This is a genomic window from Afipia birgiae 34632 (assembly GCF_000308295.2).
GTDB classification, from domain to species: domain Bacteria; phylum Pseudomonadota; class Alphaproteobacteria; order Rhizobiales; family Xanthobacteraceae; genus Afipia; species Afipia birgiae.
This window is the reverse complement of the sequence record NZ_HG326652.1, coordinates 1274281-1295648: the sequence shown is the minus strand read 5'-3', so window position 1 is coordinate 1295648 and position 21368 is coordinate 1274281. Positions and strand designations below refer to the sequence as shown.

General features: G+C 60.3%; 19 protein-coding genes. 14 read left to right on the top strand and 5 right to left on the bottom strand.

Going from position 1 to position 21368, the window contains the following annotated elements; all coding sequences use genetic code 11:
* Window positions 1-39: 39 nt before the first annotated feature.
* Window positions 40-783, bottom strand: a complete 744-nt coding sequence (locus BN32_RS25990; RefSeq protein WP_082773512.1) for a peroxiredoxin — start codon at window positions 781-783, stop codon at window positions 40-42.
* Window positions 784-1074: 291 nt separating this feature from the next.
* On the opposite strand from BN32_RS25990, the gene BN32_RS06225 reads away from it, so the two are divergent.
* Together BN32_RS06225 and BN32_RS06220 are read left to right on the top strand one after the other, a co-directional pair.
* Window positions 1075-4692: a YhdP family protein gene (locus BN32_RS06225; RefSeq protein ID WP_040425508.1), complete on the top strand. Its 3618-nt coding sequence runs from the start codon at window positions 1075-1077 to the stop codon at window positions 4690-4692.
* Complete coding sequence (locus BN32_RS06220; RefSeq protein WP_019197265.1) at window positions 4689-5132, top strand: PaaI family thioesterase; 444 nt, start codon at window positions 4689-4691, stop codon at window positions 5130-5132. The genes BN32_RS06225 and BN32_RS06220 overlap by 4 nt, the downstream gene beginning before the upstream one ends.
* Before the next feature lie 13 nt (window positions 5133-5145).
* Here the strand turns inward: BN32_RS06220 and tyrS are convergent, their stop codons facing one another.
* Entirely contained in the window at window positions 5146-6399 is a 1254-nt protein-coding gene (gene tyrS, locus BN32_RS06215; RefSeq protein ID WP_019197264.1) for a tyrosine--tRNA ligase, read from the bottom strand.
* 157 nt (window positions 6400-6556) lie between these two features.
* Here tyrS and BN32_RS06210 point away from each other — a divergent pair, with 157 nt between their 5' ends.
* The 3 genes from BN32_RS06210 to BN32_RS06205 all read left to right on the top strand — a co-directional run bounded on the left by BN32_RS06210 (window position 6557) and on the right by BN32_RS06205 (window position 8535).
* The gene (locus tag BN32_RS06210) at window positions 6557-7654 is read left to right on the top strand and encodes an anhydro-N-acetylmuramic acid kinase (RefSeq protein ID WP_082773513.1); all 1098 of its coding nucleotides are present in this window, start codon (window positions 6557-6559) and stop codon (window positions 7652-7654) included.
* A gap of 81 nt (window positions 7655-7735) precedes the next feature.
* Complete coding sequence (locus BN32_RS28045; RefSeq protein ID WP_019197262.1) at window positions 7736-7864, top strand: hypothetical protein; 129 nt, start codon at window positions 7736-7738, stop codon at window positions 7862-7864.
* Window positions 7861-8535, top strand: a complete 675-nt coding sequence (locus BN32_RS06205; protein ID WP_019197261.1) for a glutathione S-transferase family protein — start codon at window positions 7861-7863, stop codon at window positions 8533-8535. Before BN32_RS28045 ends, BN32_RS06205 begins: the two co-directional genes overlap by 4 nt.
* A 71-nt stretch (window positions 8536-8606) precedes the next feature.
* On the opposite strand, the gene BN32_RS06200 is transcribed toward BN32_RS06205, so the two are convergent.
* Window positions 8607-9254 carry an alpha/beta hydrolase gene (locus BN32_RS06200; protein ID WP_006020406.1) on the bottom strand — a complete coding sequence of 216 codons (648 nt, stop codon included), beginning with the start codon at window positions 9252-9254 and terminating at the stop codon, window positions 8607-8609.
* A 241-nt stretch (window positions 9255-9495) separates the two neighbouring features.
* Here BN32_RS06200 and BN32_RS06190 point away from each other — a divergent pair, with 241 nt between their 5' ends.
* The 8 genes from BN32_RS06190 to BN32_RS06155 all read left to right on the top strand — a co-directional run bounded on the left by BN32_RS06190 (window position 9496) and on the right by BN32_RS06155 (window position 16929).
* A complete protein-coding gene (locus BN32_RS06190) occupies window positions 9496-10659 on the top strand; it encodes a cysteine desulfurase family protein (protein WP_019197259.1) in 1164 nt (387 codons plus the stop codon).
* A gap of 81 nt (window positions 10660-10740) precedes the next feature.
* Window positions 10741-12219 carry a Fe-S cluster assembly protein SufB gene (sufB, locus tag BN32_RS06185; RefSeq protein WP_019197258.1) on the top strand — a complete coding sequence of 493 codons (1479 nt, stop codon included), beginning with the start codon at window positions 10741-10743 and terminating at the stop codon, window positions 12217-12219.
* Window positions 12216-12974 (top strand): Fe-S cluster assembly ATPase SufC, encoded by a 759-nt coding sequence (gene sufC / locus BN32_RS06180; RefSeq protein WP_019197257.1) that lies wholly within the window; start codon window positions 12216-12218, stop codon window positions 12972-12974. The genes sufB and sufC overlap by 4 nt, the downstream gene beginning before the upstream one ends.
* Window positions 12975-12986: 12 nt before the next feature.
* Window positions 12987-14312 carry a Fe-S cluster assembly protein SufD gene (gene sufD / locus BN32_RS06175; protein WP_019197256.1) on the top strand — a complete coding sequence of 442 codons (1326 nt, stop codon included), beginning with the start codon at window positions 12987-12989 and terminating at the stop codon, window positions 14310-14312.
* A 2-nt stretch (window positions 14313-14314) separates the two neighbouring features.
* Window positions 14315-15556 (top strand): cysteine desulfurase, encoded by a 1242-nt coding sequence (locus BN32_RS06170; RefSeq protein WP_040426048.1) that lies wholly within the window; start codon window positions 14315-14317, stop codon window positions 15554-15556.
* Window positions 15553-15933 carry an SUF system Fe-S cluster assembly protein gene (locus tag BN32_RS06165; RefSeq protein ID WP_019197254.1) on the top strand — a complete coding sequence of 127 codons (381 nt, stop codon included), beginning with the start codon at window positions 15553-15555 and terminating at the stop codon, window positions 15931-15933. Before BN32_RS06170 ends, BN32_RS06165 begins: the two co-directional genes overlap by 4 nt.
* A gap of 72 nt (window positions 15934-16005) precedes the next feature.
* Window positions 16006-16416, top strand: coding sequence for a HesB/IscA family protein (locus tag BN32_RS06160; protein WP_082773511.1), 411 nt, complete (start codon window positions 16006-16008; stop codon window positions 16414-16416).
* Between the two features lie 18 nt (window positions 16417-16434).
* The gene (locus tag BN32_RS06155) at window positions 16435-16929 is read left to right on the top strand and encodes a TfoX/Sxy family protein (protein WP_019197252.1); all 495 of its coding nucleotides are present in this window, start codon (window positions 16435-16437) and stop codon (window positions 16927-16929) included.
* Here the strand turns inward: BN32_RS06155 and BN32_RS06150 are convergent.
* Together BN32_RS06150 and BN32_RS06145 are read right to left on the bottom strand one after the other, a co-directional pair.
* Window positions 16926-17993 (bottom strand): GGDEF domain-containing protein, encoded by a 1068-nt coding sequence (locus BN32_RS06150; protein ID WP_019197251.1) that lies wholly within the window; start codon window positions 17991-17993, stop codon window positions 16926-16928. The genes BN32_RS06155 and BN32_RS06150 overlap by 4 nt on opposite strands.
* 133 nt (window positions 17994-18126) lie before the next feature.
* Window positions 18127-19536: a DEAD/DEAH box helicase gene (locus tag BN32_RS06145; RefSeq protein WP_019197250.1), complete on the bottom strand. Its 1410-nt coding sequence runs from the start codon at window positions 19534-19536 to the stop codon at window positions 18127-18129.
* Window positions 19537-19880: 344 nt separating this feature from the next.
* Here BN32_RS06145 and BN32_RS06140 point away from each other — a divergent pair, with 344 nt between their 5' ends.
* Window positions 19881-21365, top strand: coding sequence for a caspase family protein (locus BN32_RS06140; protein WP_019197249.1), 1485 nt, complete (start codon window positions 19881-19883; stop codon window positions 21363-21365).
* Window positions 21366-21368 lie beyond the last annotated feature (3 nt).

Here is a 21368-nt window from a genome sequence, read left to right as displayed (position 1 = left end):
CCTTTCATGGTTAATTTTCGGAAAACGATCCTTAATTCCTTAAGCGACCCGCGCGGCCGCCAGCACCTCATCAGCGTGGCCATCGACCCTGACGTTGCGCCAGACTCTTGTGATTATGCCGCTGGTGTCGAGCAGAACCGTTGTCCGAGTAATTCCCATGAACGTCTTGCCGTACATCGATTTTTCGCCCCAGACGCCATAGGCCTTCAGCATTCCGAGCTTCTCATCCGATACGAGGGGGACCGTCAGTTCGTGCTTGTCGCGAAAACGCTCCTGCGCGGTCACCGGGTCGGCCGAGACGCCGAGAATAGCCGCCTGTGCCGACGCGAAGGCATTGGCGAGGCGGCTGAAGGCGACGGCTTCAAGCGTGCAGCCAGGGGTATCCGCGCGCGGATAGAAGAAGATTACCAGCTTTCGCCCGGCATAGGCCTCCAGAGAGACGAGTTGTCCGCCATCGCGTGGCAATGAAAACGCAGGCGCAGGTTTGCCCTCAACCAGCGTTCCGACCATGCGGACCGGTGGCGCAACGGGTTTGTTTTTCGCAGATGCCGCAGGCTTTCTGGCCGATGCGGTCTTCGCGCTGGCGCGGCTAGAGGCGCTGGCGGACGTTCTTGCTGTCGTGGCGGCTTTCGCTGTTCCACGTTTGGCCTTGGCTCCTTTGCCGGACTTACGGGCTGTGGATGCGGTCGATGCCTTCGCGGCAACCCGCTTGGCGGTCCTGGTCTTTGCGCCCCCGGCTTTTAAGGTCGATTTGGAGGATTTCTTACGCGTTTTCTTGGACATACGCCTTCCTTTCGTCGCTTTCAGCGGGGTATTTTGGGATTCGCAAGAACCGCGACCAGACCACTAAGGCCGCCTTCTTCGGCTGGGCAAATCTGACGTCCCCGAGGTATGGTGGTTAGCTAATTTAATTTAATGAATCTGCGACTCTCTCAGGCCACCGGTCGAACGACACACAATACAATAAAACCAAGGCTGGACCTTTAGTCTGGCAGTACTCCGACGGAGCGAGTCTCCAATTTGACGCTTTGACGCCCGGCGGCGCGACCAGGCTGACGATCACTACGAGAGGCAATGCCGAGATCAGAGCCCCAGAAAGCCTTTGCGAAGGCTGCAGACGAGCACCGGCATTGGGATGATTCCGGATGGAATCACCATGACGCTGCCGCGTGCGACAGGGCGGTCAAACTTCTCAATCGGCCCAGCATCGGAATTCACCGGATCACTGACGGGTTTCGCGGATTGCGCCGAGGGATCGCGGGCAGTCGATGGGCTGGGCGGACCGCGATTGTCCTGATGTCGCTGAGCGTTGTCTTCGCCGTAGCGTTCGGCGTGTTGTGGCTGCGGCTTGGTGCCGGACCGGTGAATCTCGACATCGTGACGCCATGGCTGGCCTCCGCGATCGAGGAAAATCTTGGACACAATCATACCGTTGAAGTCGGAGGTACGCAGATCGAGCGCGCTGGCCGGATCAAAATCGCCGTCCGGTTGCGCGATATCATCGTGCGGGATCACGACCGCAACATCGTTGCGAGCGCTCCAAAAGCGGAAGTGAGACTTTCCGGGATGGCCCTCTTCACCGGGCGACTCCAGGCTGAAACGCTCCGTCTTGTGGGTGCGGAACTTGCGGTACGGATCACACCCGACGGCCGCGTCATTGTATCGACGGGGCAGAGCAACAGCCCGCTCGCAACCGGCAAGGTTGCCGTCAAACCGGCACCGCAGGCGACGTCCGGCCCAACACCTTTGCCGTTTCAGGCATCGCCTGCACCCGTCGCTCCAGCCTCATCCGTTGCGGCTTCGAATGGAACGAGCGGACTGCTAGCCGCGCTTGATTGGCTCGACAGCCTCAGCGCCAAGGGGCTCGACGGTCAGAGTCTCAACGAAATCGGATTGCGAAATGGCGTGCTGACGGTCGAGGATCAGCGGAACGGCGGCGTCCTCAACTTCAAGAACATCAGCCTGAGCCTGCGGCGTCCGGTCGGTGGCGGTGTTGCGCTCAGTGTCGGCGAAGAAGGCAAGAACGGCTGGGAGCTCAAGGTCGCGGTCGGTGCACCATCCAACGGCGTGCGATCGATCGACATCAGCGCGAACAAGGTTCCCACCAACAATCTGCTGCTTGCAGCCCGGCTGAAGGATTTTACTTACGCAGCGGACATGCCGCTTAGCGGCGAGTTCAAGGGCGAGATCGGCCGGGACGGGCTTCCCACTTATTTCCGTGGCGAAATCGTTGCGGGCAAGGGCACGATTGTCGATCTCAACGTGCCCGACTACCCGATGGTGATCGACCATGCCGATGCGCGCATTGAATGGGATTCCGGGCGGCGCGTCATGGTCGCTCCGTTTCATGTTTACGCGGGGGCCAATCGCATTACCTTGCTGGCGCATCTCGAACCACCCAACGACAGCATTCCGAACTGGCAGCTTGGACTGAGCGGCGGAACGATTCTGTTGGCTGGTGGGCCTGGCGAAGCACCGTCGATCTTCAATCGCATTGCTATTCGCCTCCGCTTCGACACCGAAAATCGACGCGTGCTTTTGACTCAATGCGACATCAGCAACGGCGAGATTGGTATCGCCGGTTCAGGAAGCATCGATTATTCCGGCGAGCCGCGGCTGACGCTCGGGATGGCAGCAACGCCGATGCCGGTTTCCGTGCTGAAGCGTATCTGGCCCGTGCTGATCGTGCCGGAAGTCCGTGAGTGGATCACCGAGCGAGTTGATCGTGGAACGGTCCAGCGGCTCGACGTTGCCGTAAATGCGCCGATCCATACGCTCGTCCGTGGCGGGCCGCCGATTCCTGACGATGGTCTGTCGGTGAATTTCCTGGCTAGCGGTCTGACCATCAAGCCGGTCGATGACATGCCGTTGGTTCGCGACGCCGACATGAAAGGTCGGGTGAGCGGACGGACCGTCAACATCAATGTCGGGCAGGGTGCCGTCGATACGCCGTCCGGCAGACGGCTCAACATTTCCGATCTAACATTCGAGGTGCCTGATCTCGCGCCGAAGCCCGCGCCCACCAAGGTGCGCTTCCGGATCGATGGTCCGGTGCCGGCTGCTGCCGAAGTTCTGCAGTCTGAACGGCTGCGAGAAGCAGGCGATACGGTGATCGATCCCAATTCGAGCAAGGGAACGGTATCCGCGATCGTGACGCTCGCGATGCCTTTGAAGAACGCGCTGACCAAGGCTGACACGACTTACTCCATCAATCTCGATCTTGGCGCGTTGGCCGTCGACAAGCTGGCGATGAACCAGAAGCTCGAAGCCAGTTCGCTGAAAGTTGTCGCCGACAATCAGGGCTATCGGGTGAAGGGTGACGTCAAGATCGGCGGACAACCCGCGGCGCTTGATTATCGCAAGAACAACGAAGGCGACGCCGATGTGCGTGTTTCGGCGACCCTTGACGATGCTGCCCGCGCGCGCCTCGGCGTCGATCTGGGACCGAGTCTGAGCGGCGCGATTCCCATCAAACTTACCGGCAAGATTGCTGGCGGCGAAGGTGACAACCGCGACAATCGCTTTGGCGTCGAAGCGGATCTGACCGCCGCGCGCATCGACAACCTGCTGCCTGGCTGGACCAAGGTTGCGGGCAAAACGACCAAGATGACCTTTACCGTCGTGCAAAGGCCTCAGGGAACGCGCTTCGAGGACATTGTCGTCGAAGGAAATGGGACGCAGATCAAGGGTTCGCTCGAAGTTGATGACAAGAACGATCTCGTCAATGCGTCCTTCCCGACGTTCTCGCCTTCGGAAGGCGACAAGGCGAATTTGAAGGCCGAGCGCGCACCTGACGGGACGCTGAAGGTCACGATGCGGGGCGAGGTGTTCGATGGCCGCGGCTTTATCAAGAGCGCGATGTCGGGCAGGGATCAGAACACCAAGGAAAGGTCCAAGAGTTTCGACATCGACATTGACGCCAAGCTTGGAGCGCTTGCAGGCTTCTATGGCGAGGCGGTTCGCAGCATAGATCTGAAACTCACGCGCCGCGGCGGAGCGATCAAGTCGTTCTCGCTCAGCGGCAAGCTTGGCCGCGACACCCCGGTGATTGGCGACCTGCGCGGGCGGGCGCACGGACGTGACGTGATGTATCTCGAAACGAACGACGCTGGTGCGTTTTTCCGTTTCACCGACACCTACGCCAAGATGAATGGCGGCAAGATGTGGCTGGCGGTTGATCCGCCGACGTCGGATACGTCGCCACAGGAGGGGCTGCTGAACGTCCGCGATTTTACGATCAAGGGTGAGGCGGCGCTTGATCGCGCTGTCGCCAACGCGCCGGGAGCGAATTCGCAGGGCGTCGGGTTCTCCGGCATGCGCGCGGAGTTCACGCGCCAGAGCGGCCAGTTGCGGGTCAAGGACGGCGTGCTTCGCGGCCCCACGATCGGTGCGACCATCGAGGGGCTTATCGACTATCCCGTCAATCAGGTGAAGATGAGCGGCACGTTCGTCCCGCTCTATGGTCTGAACAACATGTTCGGGCAGATTCCGATCGTCGGCCTGTTCCTCGGTGGCGGCAGCAATGAAGGCCTGATCGGCATTACATATGAAGTGGTTGGAACACCCGGCGCGCCTGTTTTGCGGGTTAATCCGATTTCGGCGATGGCGCCCGGCGTGTTCCGCAAGATATTTGACTTCAACACTGGCAAGCAGGGCGTTCCTGCGGATCTTGTCGCCCCCAATCAGCAATGAGCGCATTTCAGGTTCAGGATCCCGACTACGAAGAGCGGGTACGGAGGACGTTTGCAAATCAGCCGGCGCTGGGAACGTTTGGAATTACGCTGGCCAGGATCGAGCCGGGCGCTCTTGAATTACGGATGCTGTATGACGCGAGACTCTCGCAGCAGAACGGCTTCCTGCACGGTGGCGTCGTTTCTGCTGGACTCGATACCGCCTGCGGGCTTGCGTCTTACACGCTGATGCCTGCGCACGCCGATATCCTCACCGTCGAGTTCAAGATCAATCTGCTGGCGCCCGCCAAAGGCCAGACGTTTCGCTTTGTCGGCAATGTCGTGAAGCCGGGACGCACGCTTGTCGTCTCGGAAGGCCATGCCTATGCCAGCAATGACGGCCGCGAGAAACTCATCGCCACCATGTCGGCGACCATGATGACCATGGTCAGCCGAAGCTAGAGACGGGCGGCAGTTACACTGGCTTCAGGAGCACGTGCTTCTTGCGGCCCATCGAGAGCTTCACCACGCCTTCCGATGTCAGATCCTTCGGGGTCAGGTTCACCTTTTCATCGGTCACCGGCGCGTCGTTGATCCGCAGGCCGCCGCCCTTGATCTGACGCCGTGCCTCGCCGTTCGATGCCACAAGGCCTGCCTTGACGAACAGTCCCAGCGCCGGTGCGCCAGCATCGAGTTCGGAACGCGGGATTTCCAGCGTTGGCAGGTCACCCGCGATGGTGCCTTCCTCGAAGGTCTTTCGCGCCGTCTCCGAGGCGGCATCCGCAGCTTCGCGTCCGCGGATGAGCGCGGTCGCTTCGGTCGCGAGGACTTTCTTCGCTTCGTTGATGTCCTGGCCCTTGAGCGCGGCGAGCTTCGCGATTTCACCCATCGGTAGCAGGGTGAACAGCTTCAGGAAGCGTTCGACGTCTGCGTCTTCGGTGTTGCGCCAGAACTGCCAGTAGTCGTAGTTGCTGAGCAGGTCGGCATTCAGCCAGACCGCGCCCGCTGCGGTCTTGCCCATCTTGGCGCCCGAGGATGTCGTCAGCAGCGGACACGTCAACGCGTAAAGCTGGTGCGTTCCCATGCGGCGTCCGAGATCGATGCCGTTGACGATGTTGCCCCACTGGTCGGAACCGCCCATCTGCAGGTTGCAGCCGTAGCGCCGCGACAGTTCGACATAGTCGTAGGACTGCAGGATCATGTAGTTGAATTCGATAAACGAAAGCTCCTGTTCGCGCTCGAGCCGCATCTTCACCGAGTCCATGGTCAGCATGCGGTTGATCGAGAAATGCCGGCCGACGTCACGGAGCATTTCGATGTAGTTGAGCGCCGTCAGCCACTCTGCATTGTCGGCCATTGCGGCATCGCTCTTTCCCGCGCCAAACTTGATCAGCTTCGTGAAGGTTCCCTTGATGCTTTCCTTGTTCGCATCGATCTGCTCGTAGGTCAGCAGCTTGCGCGTCTCATCGCGGCCGGATGGATCGCCTACGCGGGTGGTGCCGCCGCCCATGAGCACGACAGGCTTGTTGCCGGTCTGCTGGAGCCAGTGCAGCATCATGATCGACAGCAGGTGCCCGACATGCAGGGACGAGGCCGTGCAATCGTATCCGATATAGGCCGTCACATCACCCTTCGCGGCAAGCGCATCAAGGCCGGCGGCATCCGACATCTGGTGGATGAAGCCCCGGCTCTGAAGGACGTTGAGGAAATCGGACTGGTAGGCGCTCATGGAGGCACTCTTTGACGATTCAGTTATTTAGCGTTTTGTTTGGGCCTGTGGTGTATCAGGTCCGGCGTCGGATTCAACCAAGCGCATATTCAGGTTTTGCGGCCAGAATACGCGCAAAACGATGATTGAGGGCATTTTGACCCTCAAGGAGAGGCCCTTGCTGAAGGCGATTGGGCTAATGAGCGGGACGTCCCTCGATGGCGTCGATGTCGCGCTGATCGAGACGGACGGCGAGCGTGTCGGAACGTTCGGCCCGACAGGTTATCGCGCCTATACCGATAGCGAACGCACCTTGCTGAGGCAGGCGCTTGCCGATGCAGTACCTGTCACCGAGCGCAGTGCGCGTCCCGGTGTTCTGACGGATGCGGAGCAACTGGTGACCCGCGCACACGCGGAGGCGGTCGAGAATTTTCTGACAGCCCATTGTCTCTCTCGCGACTCCATCGATGTCGTCGGCTTTCACGGCCAGACTGTGCTGCATCGCCCAGACCGGAAACTGACGGTGCAGATCGGTGACGGTCATGCGCTAGCCAGGTCACTTGGCATGCCGGTGGTGTTCGACTTGCGCGCCGCCGACGTCGCCGGAGGCGGACAGGGGGCGCCACTGGTGCCGGTGTATCACAGCGCGCTGGTGCGAATGCTGGGCCGTTCAGGACCGACAGTGGTCGTTAACATCGGCGGCGTTGCCAACATCACCTACATCGACGGCGAGACACTGATCGCCTGCGACACTGGCCCAGGCAATGCACTGCTCGACGATTTCATGCTGCGCAGGACGGGTGAAGCAGTGGATCGCGATGGCCGGACAGGATCCAGAGGGCGAGCAGATCAGGACTGGATTGCGCACGCATTGAGCCGTCCTTTCTTCACATCGCCACCACCGAAGTCGCTCGACCGCAATGATTTCGCGGCGCTGACTGTTGATGGCATGAGCACGGAAGATGGTGCGGCCACGCTGACGGCATTCACGGCGGCTTCGATCGCGTTGATCGCGCCGACTTTGCCGAAATTGCCTGCGACCTGGATGGTGGTGGGCGGGGGGGCTAGCAATCCGACCTTGATGCGGATGCTGGGCGAGCGTCTGGCGCCGGCCACCGTCACGCGCGGCACTGACCTCGGATGGTCCGGGGATGCCATTGAGGCGCAGGCTTTCGCTTACATGGCCGTTCGCAGCCTCAAAGGGTTGCCACTGACGTTTCCCGGAACGACCGGTGTCGCCGCACCGCTGACGGGTGGCGTCCTCGCGAAACCGTGATTTCATGCAATTGCATGAAACTTGACGATGAAGGGCTCCTCCTTCTATAAAGATGCAAATGCATCCTTATAGGTTTTCAATATGCTCCTCTCTGACGCGGTGTTCCTGGCTACTCAACTGATTTTCAGCGCCCGTGGCGCGGTCCGTATGACGCGCTGCCGGGTGACGCGCGCGATCCGCAATGTCCGCAATCCCGGAGCCGATCAATGACGGAAACACTCAAACTCATCAGCCACAAGCTATGTCCATACGTCCAGCGTGCGGTGATTTCTCTGACGGAGAAGGGCGTGCCGTTCGAGCGGATCGACATTGATCTCGACAACAAGCCCGAGTGGTTTCTGAAGATTTCGCCGCTCGGCAAGGTACCGGTGCTGCAAATCGGCGACAAGGCCGTCTTCGAGTCAGCCGTTATCCTCGAATATCTCGAAGAAACCTTGCCCAATCCGCTGCACTCGAAAGATCCGCTGACACGCGCCGAACATCGCGCATGGATCGAATTCGGCTCTGCTGTACTGGGCGACATCTGGGGGCTGGAAACGGTGGCCGATGAAGCAACCTTCAATGCGAAGGCAAAGCAGGCAGCCGACAAATTCGCGCGGCTTGAAGCGCGCCTAGTGGCGGCTCCGTGGTTTGATGGCGAAAAGTTTTCGCTTGTCGATGCCGTGTTCGCGCCGGCATTCCGTTACTTTGATGTTTTCGAAGAGATTGGCGATTTCGGGATTTTGGACAACAAGCCGAAGATCGCGCGCTGGCGCAAGAGCCTGCGCGAGCGTCCGTCAGTTGTCGCGGCTGTGAGCGCTGAGTATCCGGCGCTGCTGCGAACCTTCATGAAGAAGCACAAGTCGTATCTTTCCCAACTGGACCAGCGTGCTGCTGCTTAAAGGCGCCGGTTCAGTAAATGAAAATGGCGCGGATAATGTCCGCGCCATTTTATTTGAGAGAGATTGGATGTTCAGCGGACGTTGGCGAGCCGCATGTCGAGATAGGACGTCACCGATTCCATCAGCGGCTCCATCTTGTCGACGAAGAAGTGGTTGGCGCCGGGAATGACCTGCTGATCGATCACGATTCCCTTTTGCGTCTTGAGCTTCTCGACCAGCGTCGTGACGTCCTTCGCGGGTGCGACGATGTCCTTGTCGCCATGAACGATCAGGCCGGACGAGGGGCAGGGTGCGAGGAACGAGAAGTCGTAGCGGTTGGGCTCCGGCGCGATCGAGATGAAGCCTTCGACCTCGGGACGGCGCATCAGAAGTTGCATGCCAATCCATGCGCCGAACGAGAAGCCGGCCACCCAGCAGGCGCGCGCTTCGGGGTTGATGGTCTGTGCCCAGTCGAGCGCGGATGCCGCATCGGACAACTCACCGGTGCCGTGATCGAATTGTCCCTGGCTACGGCCGACGCCGCGGAAGTTGAAGCGCAGCACAGAGAAGCCACGGGCCACGAACGCGTAATAGACCTGATACACGATCGGGTGATTCATGTTGCCCTGGAACTGCGGATGCGGGTGCAGCACCATCGCAATCGGCGCATTCTTCTGCTTCGCCGGGTGGTATCGGCCTTCAAGACGGCCGGCAGGGCCGGTGAAAATGACCTCAGGCATCAAAATTCCTTTGAAGCGTCGTTATGCGGGCCGGGTTGGCCGATGCAAACGATGTGTCTCTCGAGTGTTGCCATGCGCGCGGCGGGGCGCGATGAACGGGTGCCGCGTTCTAGCATGGGGCAAGGGGCAAAAAGCAAGCATATTGAGCCTGCAGAGACTATCTGGGAGGCCGGATTGCTGATTATTTTCATGCGATTGTGCGGTAAAGCGCCCTTCGGACCGGACTGGATTCTCAGACATTATGCGTGACCGTGTCTATCTCGACTGGAATGCGACGACGCCGCTGCGGCCTGAAGCCCGCAGCGCGATGGAGGCTGCGTTCAATATCAGCGGCAATCCTTCGTCGGTTCATAGCGAGGGCAGGGCGGCCCGGAAGCTCATCGAAGATGCGCGTTCCGCAATAGCTGCGGCCGTAGGCGCCGATCAGCGGAACATCGTTTTCACCTCTGGAGGCACGGAGGCGAATGCGCTGGCGCTTGGGCCCGGGCTTTGCCGGGCAGGTGGAGAACCGGTGCAGCGTCTGATTGTCTCCGCGATTGAGCATCCGTCGGTGCTTGCTGGTGGGCGATTCGCTCAAGGAGCGATCCAGGTAGCGCCAGTGCTGCCCTCGGGCGTGTTCGATTTGACGAGCCTTGCAGGTCTGCTGGAAAGCGGTCCTCCGGCGCTGGTTTCCGTGATGCTGGCGAACAACGAGACTGGCGCGATTCAGCCGATTCCCGAGGTCGCGGCGCTGGTTCATGGGGCCGGGGGCGTCCTGCACGTCGATGCGGTTCAGGCGTTTTCAAAAATGCCTATCAATATCAAGGCGCTTGGGGCGGATATTCTCACGGTTTCTGCGCATAAGGTCGGTGGTCCCAAGGGCATCGGAGCAGTCGTCGCTTCCGCCGGGATCGAGGGGCTGCACGCGCTGATCAGGGGCGGCGGGCAGGAGCAGGGTCGTCGGGCGGGAACCGAGAATGTCGCCGGAATCGCGGGCTTTGGAGCCGCCGTGAGGGCTGCCATAGGGGCGATGGACGTCGATGCGCCGCGGATGAAGGCCCTTCAGGAGCGGCTTGAAATCGGCCTCAGGAACCATCCCGGCACCGTAATCTTCTCGGATGCCGTATCGAGGCTGCCCAACACTACGCTGGTTTCGGCTCCTGGCCTGAAGGCGGAAACCGCCGTGATCGGCTTCGATCTGGAGGGCATTGCGGTATCGTCGGGGTCTGCTTGTTCCTCCGGCAAGGTCCAGCCGTCCCATGTGTTGCAGGCCATGAAAGCGGACCCGGCGCTCCTGCAGGGAGCCATTCGCCTCAGTCTGGGCTGGGACACTACCGAAGCGGACATAGATCGGTGTCTTGAGGCTTGGATAAAGCTCTCAGGTGTATTACGTAAAGCCACAGCAATCGGGCTTGAACAGTTCTAACCTTCACGCAATGCGTGTATTCAAGCCGCATACAACTTAGCGGTCCACCGCGGTCCTTGAAACCGCGAGCGGAGGATTAAAATGCCGGCCGTACAAGAGACGGTCGATCGGGTTCGCCAGATCGACGTCGATCAATATCGTTATGGATTCGAGACCATCATTGAATCCGAGAAGGCCCCGAAAGGGCTTTCCGAAGACACCGTTCGATTCATCTCCGCGAAGAAGAACGAACCCGAGTGGATGCTGGAATGGCGTCTTGAGGCGTTCCGCCGCTGGCTGACCATGGAAGAGCCGACCTGGGCTCGCGTCAACTATCCGAAAATCGACTATCAGGATCTCTATTATTATTCCGCGCCGAAGAAGAAGGCGCTGGCCTCGCTCGATGAGGTCGATCCGGAAATTCTGAAGACCTACGAGAAGCTCGGTATTCCGCTGCGCGAGCAGGAGATGCTTGCCGGCGTTGTGCGTCCCGAAGGCGAGCGCCGCGTGGCCGTCGATGCGGTGTTCGACTCGGTGTCGGTCGCGACGACTTTCCAGGCGGAGCTGAAGGCGGCCGGCGTGATTTTCATGCCGATCTCGGAAGCGATCCGCGAACATCCCGATCTGGTGAAAAAATATCTCGGCACCGTGGTGCCGACCTCCGACAACTATTTCGCGACGCTGAACTCGGCTGTGTTTTCTGATGGCTCGTTTGTTTACGTGCCGCCGGGTGTGAAATGCCCGATGGAGCTGTCGACCTACTTCCGCATCAATGAGCGCAACACCGGCCAGTTCGAGCGCACGCTGATCATCGCCGACAAGGGCGCTTACGTCTCTTACCTCGAAGGCTGCACCGCGCCTCAGCGCGACGAGAACCAGTTGCACGCTGCCGTCGTCGAGCTCGTCACCCATGACGATGCCGAGATCAAATACTCGACGGTGCAGAACTGGTATCCGGGCAACTCGGAAGGCAAGGGCGGCATCTACAACTTCGTCACCAAGCGTGGCGACTGCCGGGGCAAGAACTCCAAGATTTCATGGACCCAGGTCGAGACCGGCTCCGCGATCACCTGGAAGTATCCGAGCTGCATTCTGCGCGGCGACAATTCGCGCGGCGAGTTCTACTCGATCGCGATTTCGAACGGCTACCAGCAGGTCGATTCCGGCACCAAGATGATTCATCTGGGCAAGAACACGACCAGCCGCATCATCTCGAAGGGCATCGCTGCCGGCGTTTCGCAGAACACCTATCGCGGCCTCGTCACGGCGCATCGCAAGGCGACGGGCGCACGTAACTTCACGGCGTGCGACTCGCTGCTGATCGGCGACAAGTGCGGCGCGCATACCGTGCCGTACATCGAAGCCAAAAACTCGTCGGCGCTGTTCGAGCACGAAGCGACGACGTCGAAGATTTCCGAGGACATGCTGTTCTACTGCGTGCAGCGCGGACTGTCGCAGGAAGAAGCCGTGGCGCTCGTCGTCAATGGCTTCGTCAAGGACGTGTTGCAGCAATTGCCGATGGAATTTGCGGTCGAGGCGCAGAAGCTGATCTCGATCTCGCTGGAAGGAAGTGTTGGATGACCGCGTTACTCGAAGTCAAAGGCCTCAAGGTTCAGGTGGAAGATAACGAGATCCTGCATGGTCTCGACCTCACCGTGAATCAGGGCGAAGTCCATGCGATCATGGGGCCAAACGGCTCCGGCAAATCGACGCTGTCTCACGTCATTGCCGGCAAGCCAGGCTATGACGTGACCGCTGGCGAAATCCTGTTCAAGGGCGAAGACGTGCTGGAGATGGCGCCCGATGAGCGCGCCGCCAAGGGTGTATTCCTCGCGTTCCAGTATCCGGTGGAAATCCCCGGCGTCACCACCATGAATTTCCTGCGCACGGCATTGAATGCCCAGCGCAAGGCGCGTGGTGAAGCGGAACTTCTGGTGCCGGACTTCCTGAAGAAGGTGCGTTCCGTCGCGGACTCGCTCAACATTCCGATGGATATGCTGAAGCGCGGCGTCAACGTTGGCTTCTCCGGCGGCGAGAAAAAGCGCAACGAGATTTTGCAGATGGCGTTGTTCCAGCCGAGTCTTTGTATTCTCGACGAAATGGATTCGGGTCTGGACATCGACGCGCTGCGCGTCGCCGCCGACGGCGTCAATGTGCTGCGCTCGAAGGATCGCGCGATGGTCGTCATCACCCACTATCAGCGGCTGCTGAACTACATTGTGCCGGACTTCGTCCACGTCATGTCGAAGGGCCGCGTGGTCAAGAGCGGCGGCAAGGAACTGGCGTTGGAGCTGGAAGAGTCCGGCTACGCACAGTTCGAAGACAAGGCAGCGTAAGCGGGTCCAATCATGAACGTTGCATTGGTTAAGCCCACGACGGACCATGCGCTCGGCGAATTGTTCGCCGCGGCGCAGAGCCGTCTGCCCGGGTCGGGCACCGTTGCCGAGGTCCGGCAGATTGCTTTCGACGACTTCGTGCGTCGCGGCCTGCCGCACCGGCGTATCGAGGAATGGAAGTATACTGACCTGCGCGCTTTGCTGCGCGAGGTCGCGCCACTGGCGCCTGCGCCGGATCAGGCCGCGTTTGCTCGTGCCGCCAAGGCCGTTAAATCGCTCGGCATCGACAGCACGCAGAAGCTGGTCCTCGTTGACGGCGTGTTCGCCCCCCAATTGTCGGATGTGACCGCGCTCGAAGCAGGCGTTCATGTCCGCGCGTTGCGCGAGGTTCTCGAGGACAACGACAACAAGGTTCGTGCCGACCTGCTCAAAACCAGCGTGGCGTCTGACGCGATGATTTCCTTGAATGCCGCGCTGGCGACGGATGGCGTCGTGATCGACGTGGCTGAGGGCATCGCGCTCGCAAAACCAGTTCATATCGTCCATGTGGCCACCAATTCCAGCACGTCGCTTGTTACGCGCTCGCTGCTGAAGGTCGGGAAGGGTGCGCACATGACGTTCGTCGAAAGCTTCGTCGCTGCAGAAGGTGCCGAATCTTATCAGACGCACGATTCCGTCGTGATCTGGATTGGTGACGGTGCGGAGCTCCAGCATGTCCGCCTGATGGAAGACGCGCTCGACGCCGCTAACATATCGACCGGCATCGTCACGATTGGCGCCAAGGCCAAGCTCAATACGTTCAATCTGACCAATGGCGGCAACGTCAGCCGTTATCAGGGCTTCATCACGTTCGCCGGCGAAGGGAGCGAGCTGACCACCAACGGCGTCAATCTGCTCGGCGCCCGCCGGCATGGTGACACTACGCTCGTCGTCGATCACGCGGTTCCGCACTGCACGAGCCGCGAGGTGTTCCGCTCGGTGCTCGACGATCGCGCGCATTCGGTGTTTCAGGGCCGCATCATTGTGCGTCCCGACGCACAGAAGACTGACGGCAAGATGATGACCCGCGCGTTGCTGCTGTCGGACGAAGCCGAAGCGGACAACAAGCCGGAGCTGGAAATCTTCGCAGATGACGTAACGTGCGGTCACGGCGCGACCGCTGGTGCTCTCGATGAGAGCTTGTTGTTCTATCTGCGCGCGCGCGGCTTGCCCGAGAATGAAGCGCAAGCACTTCTGATCGCAGCTTTCGTCGGCGAGGCTATCGAGTCGATCGTGGATGATAATCTTCGCGACTTCGCGGTCGCCGCTGCCGAGCGTTGGCTGGCGACGCGAGGCTGATCATGCATCCGGCAGTCGCCAATGGCTCATATGATGTGGAGCGTGTCAGGCAGGACTTTCCGGCGCTCGCGCTGAAGGTCTATGGTAAGCCGCTGGTGTATCTCGACAACGCGGCCTCGGCGCAGAAGCCGAACGCTGTGCTCGATCGTATGATGGAGGCCTACAAGTCCGAATACGCCAACGTCCATCGTGGCCTGCATTATCTCGCCAACGCGGCGACGGACGCTTATGAGGGCGGCCGCACCAAGGTTGCGCAGTTCCTGAATGCGAAGCGCAACGAAGAAATCATCTTCACGCGCAATGCCACCGAGGCGATCAACCTCGTGGCGTCGTCATGGGGTGAGCCGAACATCAAGGCCGGAGACGAGATCGTGCTCTCGATCATGGAGCATCACTCGAACATCGTGCCGTGGCATTTCCTGCGCGAACGGTATGGGGCGGTGATCAAGTGGGCGCCGGTCGATGACGAAGGCAACTTCCTGATCGACGAGTTCGAGAGACTGCTGACGGCGAAGACCAAACTCGTCGCCATCACGCAGATGTCCAACGCGCTCGGTACCGTCGTGCCGGTCAAGGACGTCGTGAAGCTTGCGCATGCGCGTGGCATTCCGGTGCTGGTGGACGGCGCTCAAGGTTCGGTGCATCTGAACATCGACGTGCAAGATCTCGATTGCGATTTCTACGTCTGCACCGGCCACAAGCTGTATGGCCCGACCGGGATCGGTGTGCTGTACGCCAAGTATGACCACCTCGTTGCGATGCGTCCTTACAACGGCGGCGGCGAGATGATCCGCGAGGTCGCGAAGGACTGGGTGACCTACGGCGATCCGCCGCACAAGTTCGAGGCTGGCACTCCGGCAATCGTCGAGTCGATCGGGCTCGGTGCAGCGATCGATTATGTGAATTCGATCGGCAAGGACCGTATCGCCAAGCACGAACACGACCTCCTGACCTATGCGACCGACCGGCTGCGCGAGATCAATTCACTCCGCATTATCGGTACGGCGAAGGACAAGGGGCCGGTCATCTCTTTCGAAATGACGGGCGCGCACCCACATGATGTGGCGACGGTCATCGACCGTGGTGGCATCGCTGTCCGGGCCGGCACCCATTGTGTCATGCCACTTCTGGAGCGATTCAACGTGACGGCAACGTGCCGTGCCTCATTTGGCATGTATAATACGCGCGCTGAAGTCGATCAGTTGGCGCAGGCGCTTATCAAGGCGCGGGAGCTATTCTCATGAACGACACCATCCAGACGGCCGAACCGGCGGGCCTGAAATTCGATACCCAGTCGGCGCTTCCTCCCGAGGAAACCGAACGGCTGGGTACCGACATCGTGGCTGCGCTGAAGACCGTGTTCGATCCGGAAATCCCGGCGGACATCTATGAACTGGGCCTGATCTACAAGGTCGACATCAAGGACGACCGCTCCGTGGACGTGCAGATGACACTGACCACGCCGAATTGCCCGGCGGCAGGCGAACTGCCGACCATGGTGGAGAATGCTGTGGCCAGTGTCGCGGGCGTTGGCCCTGTCAGCGTCGCCGTCGTCTGGGAGCCGACCTGGACTCCGGACCGGATGTCAGACGAGGCACGCCTCGTCCTCAACATGTGGTGAGTTGAGACGAAGCCGATTCGGTATCTATTCTGCATTTCAGGGCAGCCTTGAACTGCCACGAGGAATGAACAAATGAGTGGTATGACGCCAAGCACTCCGATACCCGCCGCAAAGCCGGCCGCGCGCCCCCGCCCGCAGGTTATGCGGCTGACGGACGCTGCTGCGTCGCGGGTCAAGGAACTGTCGGCGCGCGCCGACTCCGAGATCGTCGGTCTTCGCGTTGGCATCAAGAATGGCGGCTGCGCCGGCCAGTCCTACACTGTCGAGTATGCCCACGAAGTGCGCCCAACCGACGAGGTCGTAGAGGACAAGGGCGTGAAGGTGCTCGTCGATCCGAAGGCGGTTCTGTTTCTGCTCGGTACCGAGATGGACTACAAGGCCGACAAGATGCAAGCGCAGTTCATCTTCAACAATCCCAATCAGGTCAGCGCCTGCGGTTGCGGCGAGTCGGTTCAGTTGACCGCCGCGAAAATCGACGGCTGATCGATCCGGTCCGGGGTAATGGACCGGGATTATCTCATCGACCTGTTTTCCGAATTCGGCCCCATCGTGCTGCGGCGGATGTTCAGCGGCTACGGCATCGTCTCTGATGGCGTGAATTTCGCGATGGCGCTGCGTGCCGGTATCATTTTCAGGGTCGATGACCTCACCATCCCGCGCTACGAAGCCGAGGGCGCCAAACCATTCCAGTATGAAACCAGAAAGAAGACGGTTGTCGTGAAATCGTATCGGCATTTGCCGGAGCGGCTTTACGATGACCCTGAAGAACTGGCTGCGTGGGCGCGCGAGGCTGTGGGTGCGGCGAAACGGGCTGCGGCGAAGAAGTCCGGGGTGAAAAAACGAGCAACCCAGCGGGCTGCGAAGCTCGTTCCGGCCAAGGCCCGAACGAATCAGGCGAAGCCGTCCGCAGATGGGAAAGCGCGGGCGAAAGCTGCCAAGAGAATTACCAAGGGCAAGAAAGCCGGCCCGAAAAAGGGCGCCGCGAAAAAGCGTTAAGCGACCTGAATGCGGTCGGTCGGCGAAAATTCGGGATCTGCTTCACAGATCACGCGATTGCGGCCGTTACGCTTGGCTGCATAGAGGCAGGCGTCCGCGCGCTCAATCAGCCTTTCGCGGTCGTCGCCGGGCTGCAGCATCGATACACCGATAGAAATGGTCACACGGCCGAGGATCTCGCCCGTCGATTTCTTCTTCAACTGCTTCGACATCACGGCGCGACGGATGTTGTCGGCGACCGTCAACGCCTGACGCAGGGCCGTGTTCGGCAAGACCACGGCGAATTCTTCGCCACCGTAGCGCGCGGTGATGTCCTGTCCCTTGGTCGTCTGCTTTAGCGACATCGCGACAAGGCGCAATACCTGGTCACCGGTGAGGTGACCGTAATTGTCGTTGAAGGATTTGAAATGGTCGATGTCGAGCATCAGCAGGGACAGCGGCTCGCCGCATTCGGCTGCATGCGTAACCGCATTCTCGATCGCGCGGTCGAAGAATTTTCGATTGCCCAGTGAGGTGAGGGGGTCGGTCAGGCTTTCTGCGCGAATAGCTTCAAGGCTGTGCTGAAGGCTGCTGATCTGTTGCTTGGACGTGGCGAGGCGGGATTCCAGCGCCTTGTTTGTTTCCTGCATTTCCCGCGTCGATGCAATGAGTGCTTCGACCACGGCCCTGACCTGCTCGCGATCCTTCGCGCTGGTCAGTTCCTGGGTGGCGCCTTCGAGGTTGCGCCCGAAGGTGGAGGTCATTCCCAGAGCATCCGTGATGAGATTCATCACGTCGTCGATTTCGTTGATCACCCGCGTGCCGACTGTGTCGATACGCTCAGTGGTGCGGTTCTGGGAGAGATAGGTTTCGTAGATCTGCTCGAGATCGGCCTCGGTCAGCTTGCCGTTGCGTCCCAGCGTTTCGTTGATGATTTTGTTGAGGGCTGCGTTGTAGCCGGTCGCGTAGATATACCAAATCTCATAATTGCGAGGCACTGCGTTCTGACGCAAGGATCGGATTTGACCCAAAGCGACTTCGGCGAACGCCATGGTGCGTTCGTATTCTTCCAGCAGGCCAATCACGTTCGGTGTCCTTCAAGGGCAGGCTTCTGCCCACCCTTTCAACGAAATGGCTAAAAATATCGAGAGCACGTTAAGGGAGGAGAATGAATGACCCGTAAACGAGATTATTGGCTTGCGGGTCAATCGGTTGTGGTTAGCCGCGGGCGCGGACTGGTCGCAGGAGAAACGCGGGAAGGTGCGAGTGGTCTCCCGGCTCGGCATGCTGTTCGCGCGCGGGGGGCGGCATGGCGCGTCCGATCGACGGCGCCTGAGATTGTGCGGGCTTTTCAGCTGCGTGAGGCTTCCGGTCTGCGCCTTCGGGCTTGCGGGACTTGTTGCGGCCACCACGGGTTCGCTGGGAATCGCGGCGAGGCTTGCGATCTTCCGTCGCACGCTCGGCCTGCTGTTCGCGGGCGGGCGATGCTTCGGTGCTCGCAACGGGGACGACATCAGCGCGCGCGATAGACTGGCCAATCAGCTTCTCGATGGCGGCGACAGATTTCTGGTCCGCAGGACTGACGATCGAAATCGCGGTCCCGAGGCGTCCGGCCCGGCCGGTGCGGCCGATGCGGTGGACATAGTCATCCGGATGGTGAGGAACGTCGAAATTGAAGACGTGGCTGACTTCGGGGATATCGAGGCCGCGAGCTGCGACGTCGGAAGCCACCAGCAGCGGAAGCTCGCCTTTACGGAACTGGTCGAGCGAGGCGGTGCGAGCCGACTGATCCATGTCGCCGTGGAGGGCGCCGACGCTGAAGCCATGCTTCTGGAGTGATTTGTAAACAACCGCGACGTCGCGCTTGCGGTTGCAGAAAATAATCGCGTTTTTGAGATCCTTGGCGTCGCGCAGCAACTGCCGGAGCATCTCGCGCTTTTCGTGCGGTTCGCGGCCAACGCTGACCTGCGACTGGGTCACGGTGGTCGCGGTCGATGCCGGCTTGGAGACTTCGACCTTCTCAGGATTGTGCAGGAAGGTCTCGGTGATGCGCCGGATTTCCGGCGGCATCGTCGCCGTGAAAAACAGGGTCTGGCGAGTGAATGGCACCAGCTTGCAGATGCGCTCGATGTCGGGAATGAAGCCCATGTCGAGCATGCGGTCGGCTTCGTCGATCACCAGCAGTTCGACACCCGTGAGAAGCAACCCGCCGCGCTCAGTGTGATCCAGCAACCGGCCTGGCGTCGCGATCAGCACGTCGACGCCGCGCATCAGCTTGGTGTCCTGATCGCCGAATGACACGCCGCCGATCAGCAGTGCGACGTTCAGCTTCTGGCCGGCGCCGTATTTGTCGAAGTTTTCCTTCACCTGGGCCGCGAGTTCGCGGGTCGGTTCAAGGATGAGGGTGCGCGGCATGCGCGCGCGGGCCCGTCCTTTTTCCAGCAGCGTCAGCATGGGCAGCACGAAAGCGGCGGTCTTGCCGGTGCCGGTCTGGGCGATGCCGAGCACGTCGCGCCGGGCAAGAACGTGGGGGATCGCTTTTTCCTGGATGGGGGTGGGGATCGTATAACCAGTCGCCGCCACGGCAGCGAGAACCTTGTCGGACAGGCCGAGATTGGAAAAGGACATTGAGCCTCGAGTCGAAATCGCCGTTCGGACTCTGGAAATTTCTGTCGCGCTCACCCCGGAACGGCACGCTTTAAGGGCACGGGGAGGAGATATTTGCCGACAGGCGGCTGGCCAGGAAATCGCGTCTCGATTCTGACCGCGTTGCAGCGGAACATAGGCATGAAACGGCGAAAGTCAATGAATTTGAGGGCTAAAACCGCGAAAAACCTTAATACGACAACAAGTTGAATGGGTTTTCAGCCTCTGGGCTGGTTCACGTGAACCGCCTTCTTGTCCTTCGCGACTATGACATACTGACCACCGGAACCGGGCCTTGCCCGCGGGGCGGTCCGAGGGGACAGATTATGACCATTTATCGGTTCGCGACGCTGCTGATCGGCCTCGTTGTGCTGACGGCCGCGTTTGCCGCGCCTGCCTACGCCGAAAAGCGGGTAGCGCTGGTGATCGGCAACAATGATTACCGCAACGTGCCGCCGCTGCAGAAGGCGGTGAACGATGCGCGCACCATGAGCGATGCGTTGAAACAGCTCGGCTTTAACGTGCTGTTCGCAGAAAACCAGACCCGCAAGGCTTTCAGCGAAACGATGCTGGCGTTCGACAAGATTGTCGAGCCGGGCGACACGGCATTTTTCTTTTTTGCCGGGCATGGATTCGAGATCAATGGCCAGAACTATCTGCTGCCGACGGACATCGCGGCTGTGACGCAAGGTCAGGAGGAATTGATCCGTGACGGCGCGTTCGCAGCCGAACGCGTGATCTCGCGGCTTCAGGCCCGTGGCGCACGGACCTCGATCTTCGTGTTCGACGCCTGCCGCAACAATCCGTTTGAAGCGACAGGCACTCGTGCACTTAGCGGAAGCGGGGGTCTCGCGCCGATCTCACCGCCGGAAGGCGTGTTCGTGTTTTTTTCCGCCGGCGCAAAGCAGACTGCGCTCGACCGCCTGAACGACAACGATCCCAATCCCAATTCGGTATTTACCCGCACCTTCGTGCGCGAGCTGACGCAGCCGGGCCTCAACCTCGTGCAGATCGCAAAGCGGACCCAATCCGACGTGCGCAAGATGACAGTAGCTGCAAACCGGATGCAGACACCTGCATACTACGACCAGATCGTCGGTGACTTCGTTTTGAGGCCAGTCAAGGATGGCGACCGCGCCATCGCCGTCGAGCCGCAGGTGCAGGTCGCGGCGCTGCCGGTGCAGCCGACACCTCCGATTGTGATCGACAACGGCAACGCGCCGATCGCGAGCTTCATGCGCCACAACGGCGGCTGGTCGATTGCGTTCTCGATTGCCGATCCGACGCTGGCGATTTCCTGGCGGCTTGGCGAGAGTGGAGAGTTCAAGGAAACCGGATTTACCGATGCGCTCGATCCACGAACGCGGCGGCGTATGCCGAACCCTTCTATCGAACTGCCGAACGATGCGCCGGCGGCGACGATTCAGGTGCGTTACGTCGATCCGACTGGCCAGATGCAGGGGCCCTTTCCGATCAAATTCGATCCTGAAGCCGCGTTGATCGCCAGTCATCGCAAGCTGCTGGATATGACATCCAACAGCTGGCTTTCGTTCGGCGGCTATAGCGGCCCGCTGGTCTATTACTCGCAGATTTTGTCGTTCCGCTGCGCCGTTCGGGAAATGCGCATTGGCATCGACACGACGGTGCCGAACCAGGTGGTCAAGATTCCGCCGTGCAATCCAAGGGATCCATCGGCAATCCCGGAAAACGCCGCGTCGTATATGAAGATCCCGGCGTCGACCAGATCTGTTTCAGTCGAACTGACCTATCAGGACGGCAGCCTCTCGGAGATCAAGAACTTCCGGCGGTAAGAT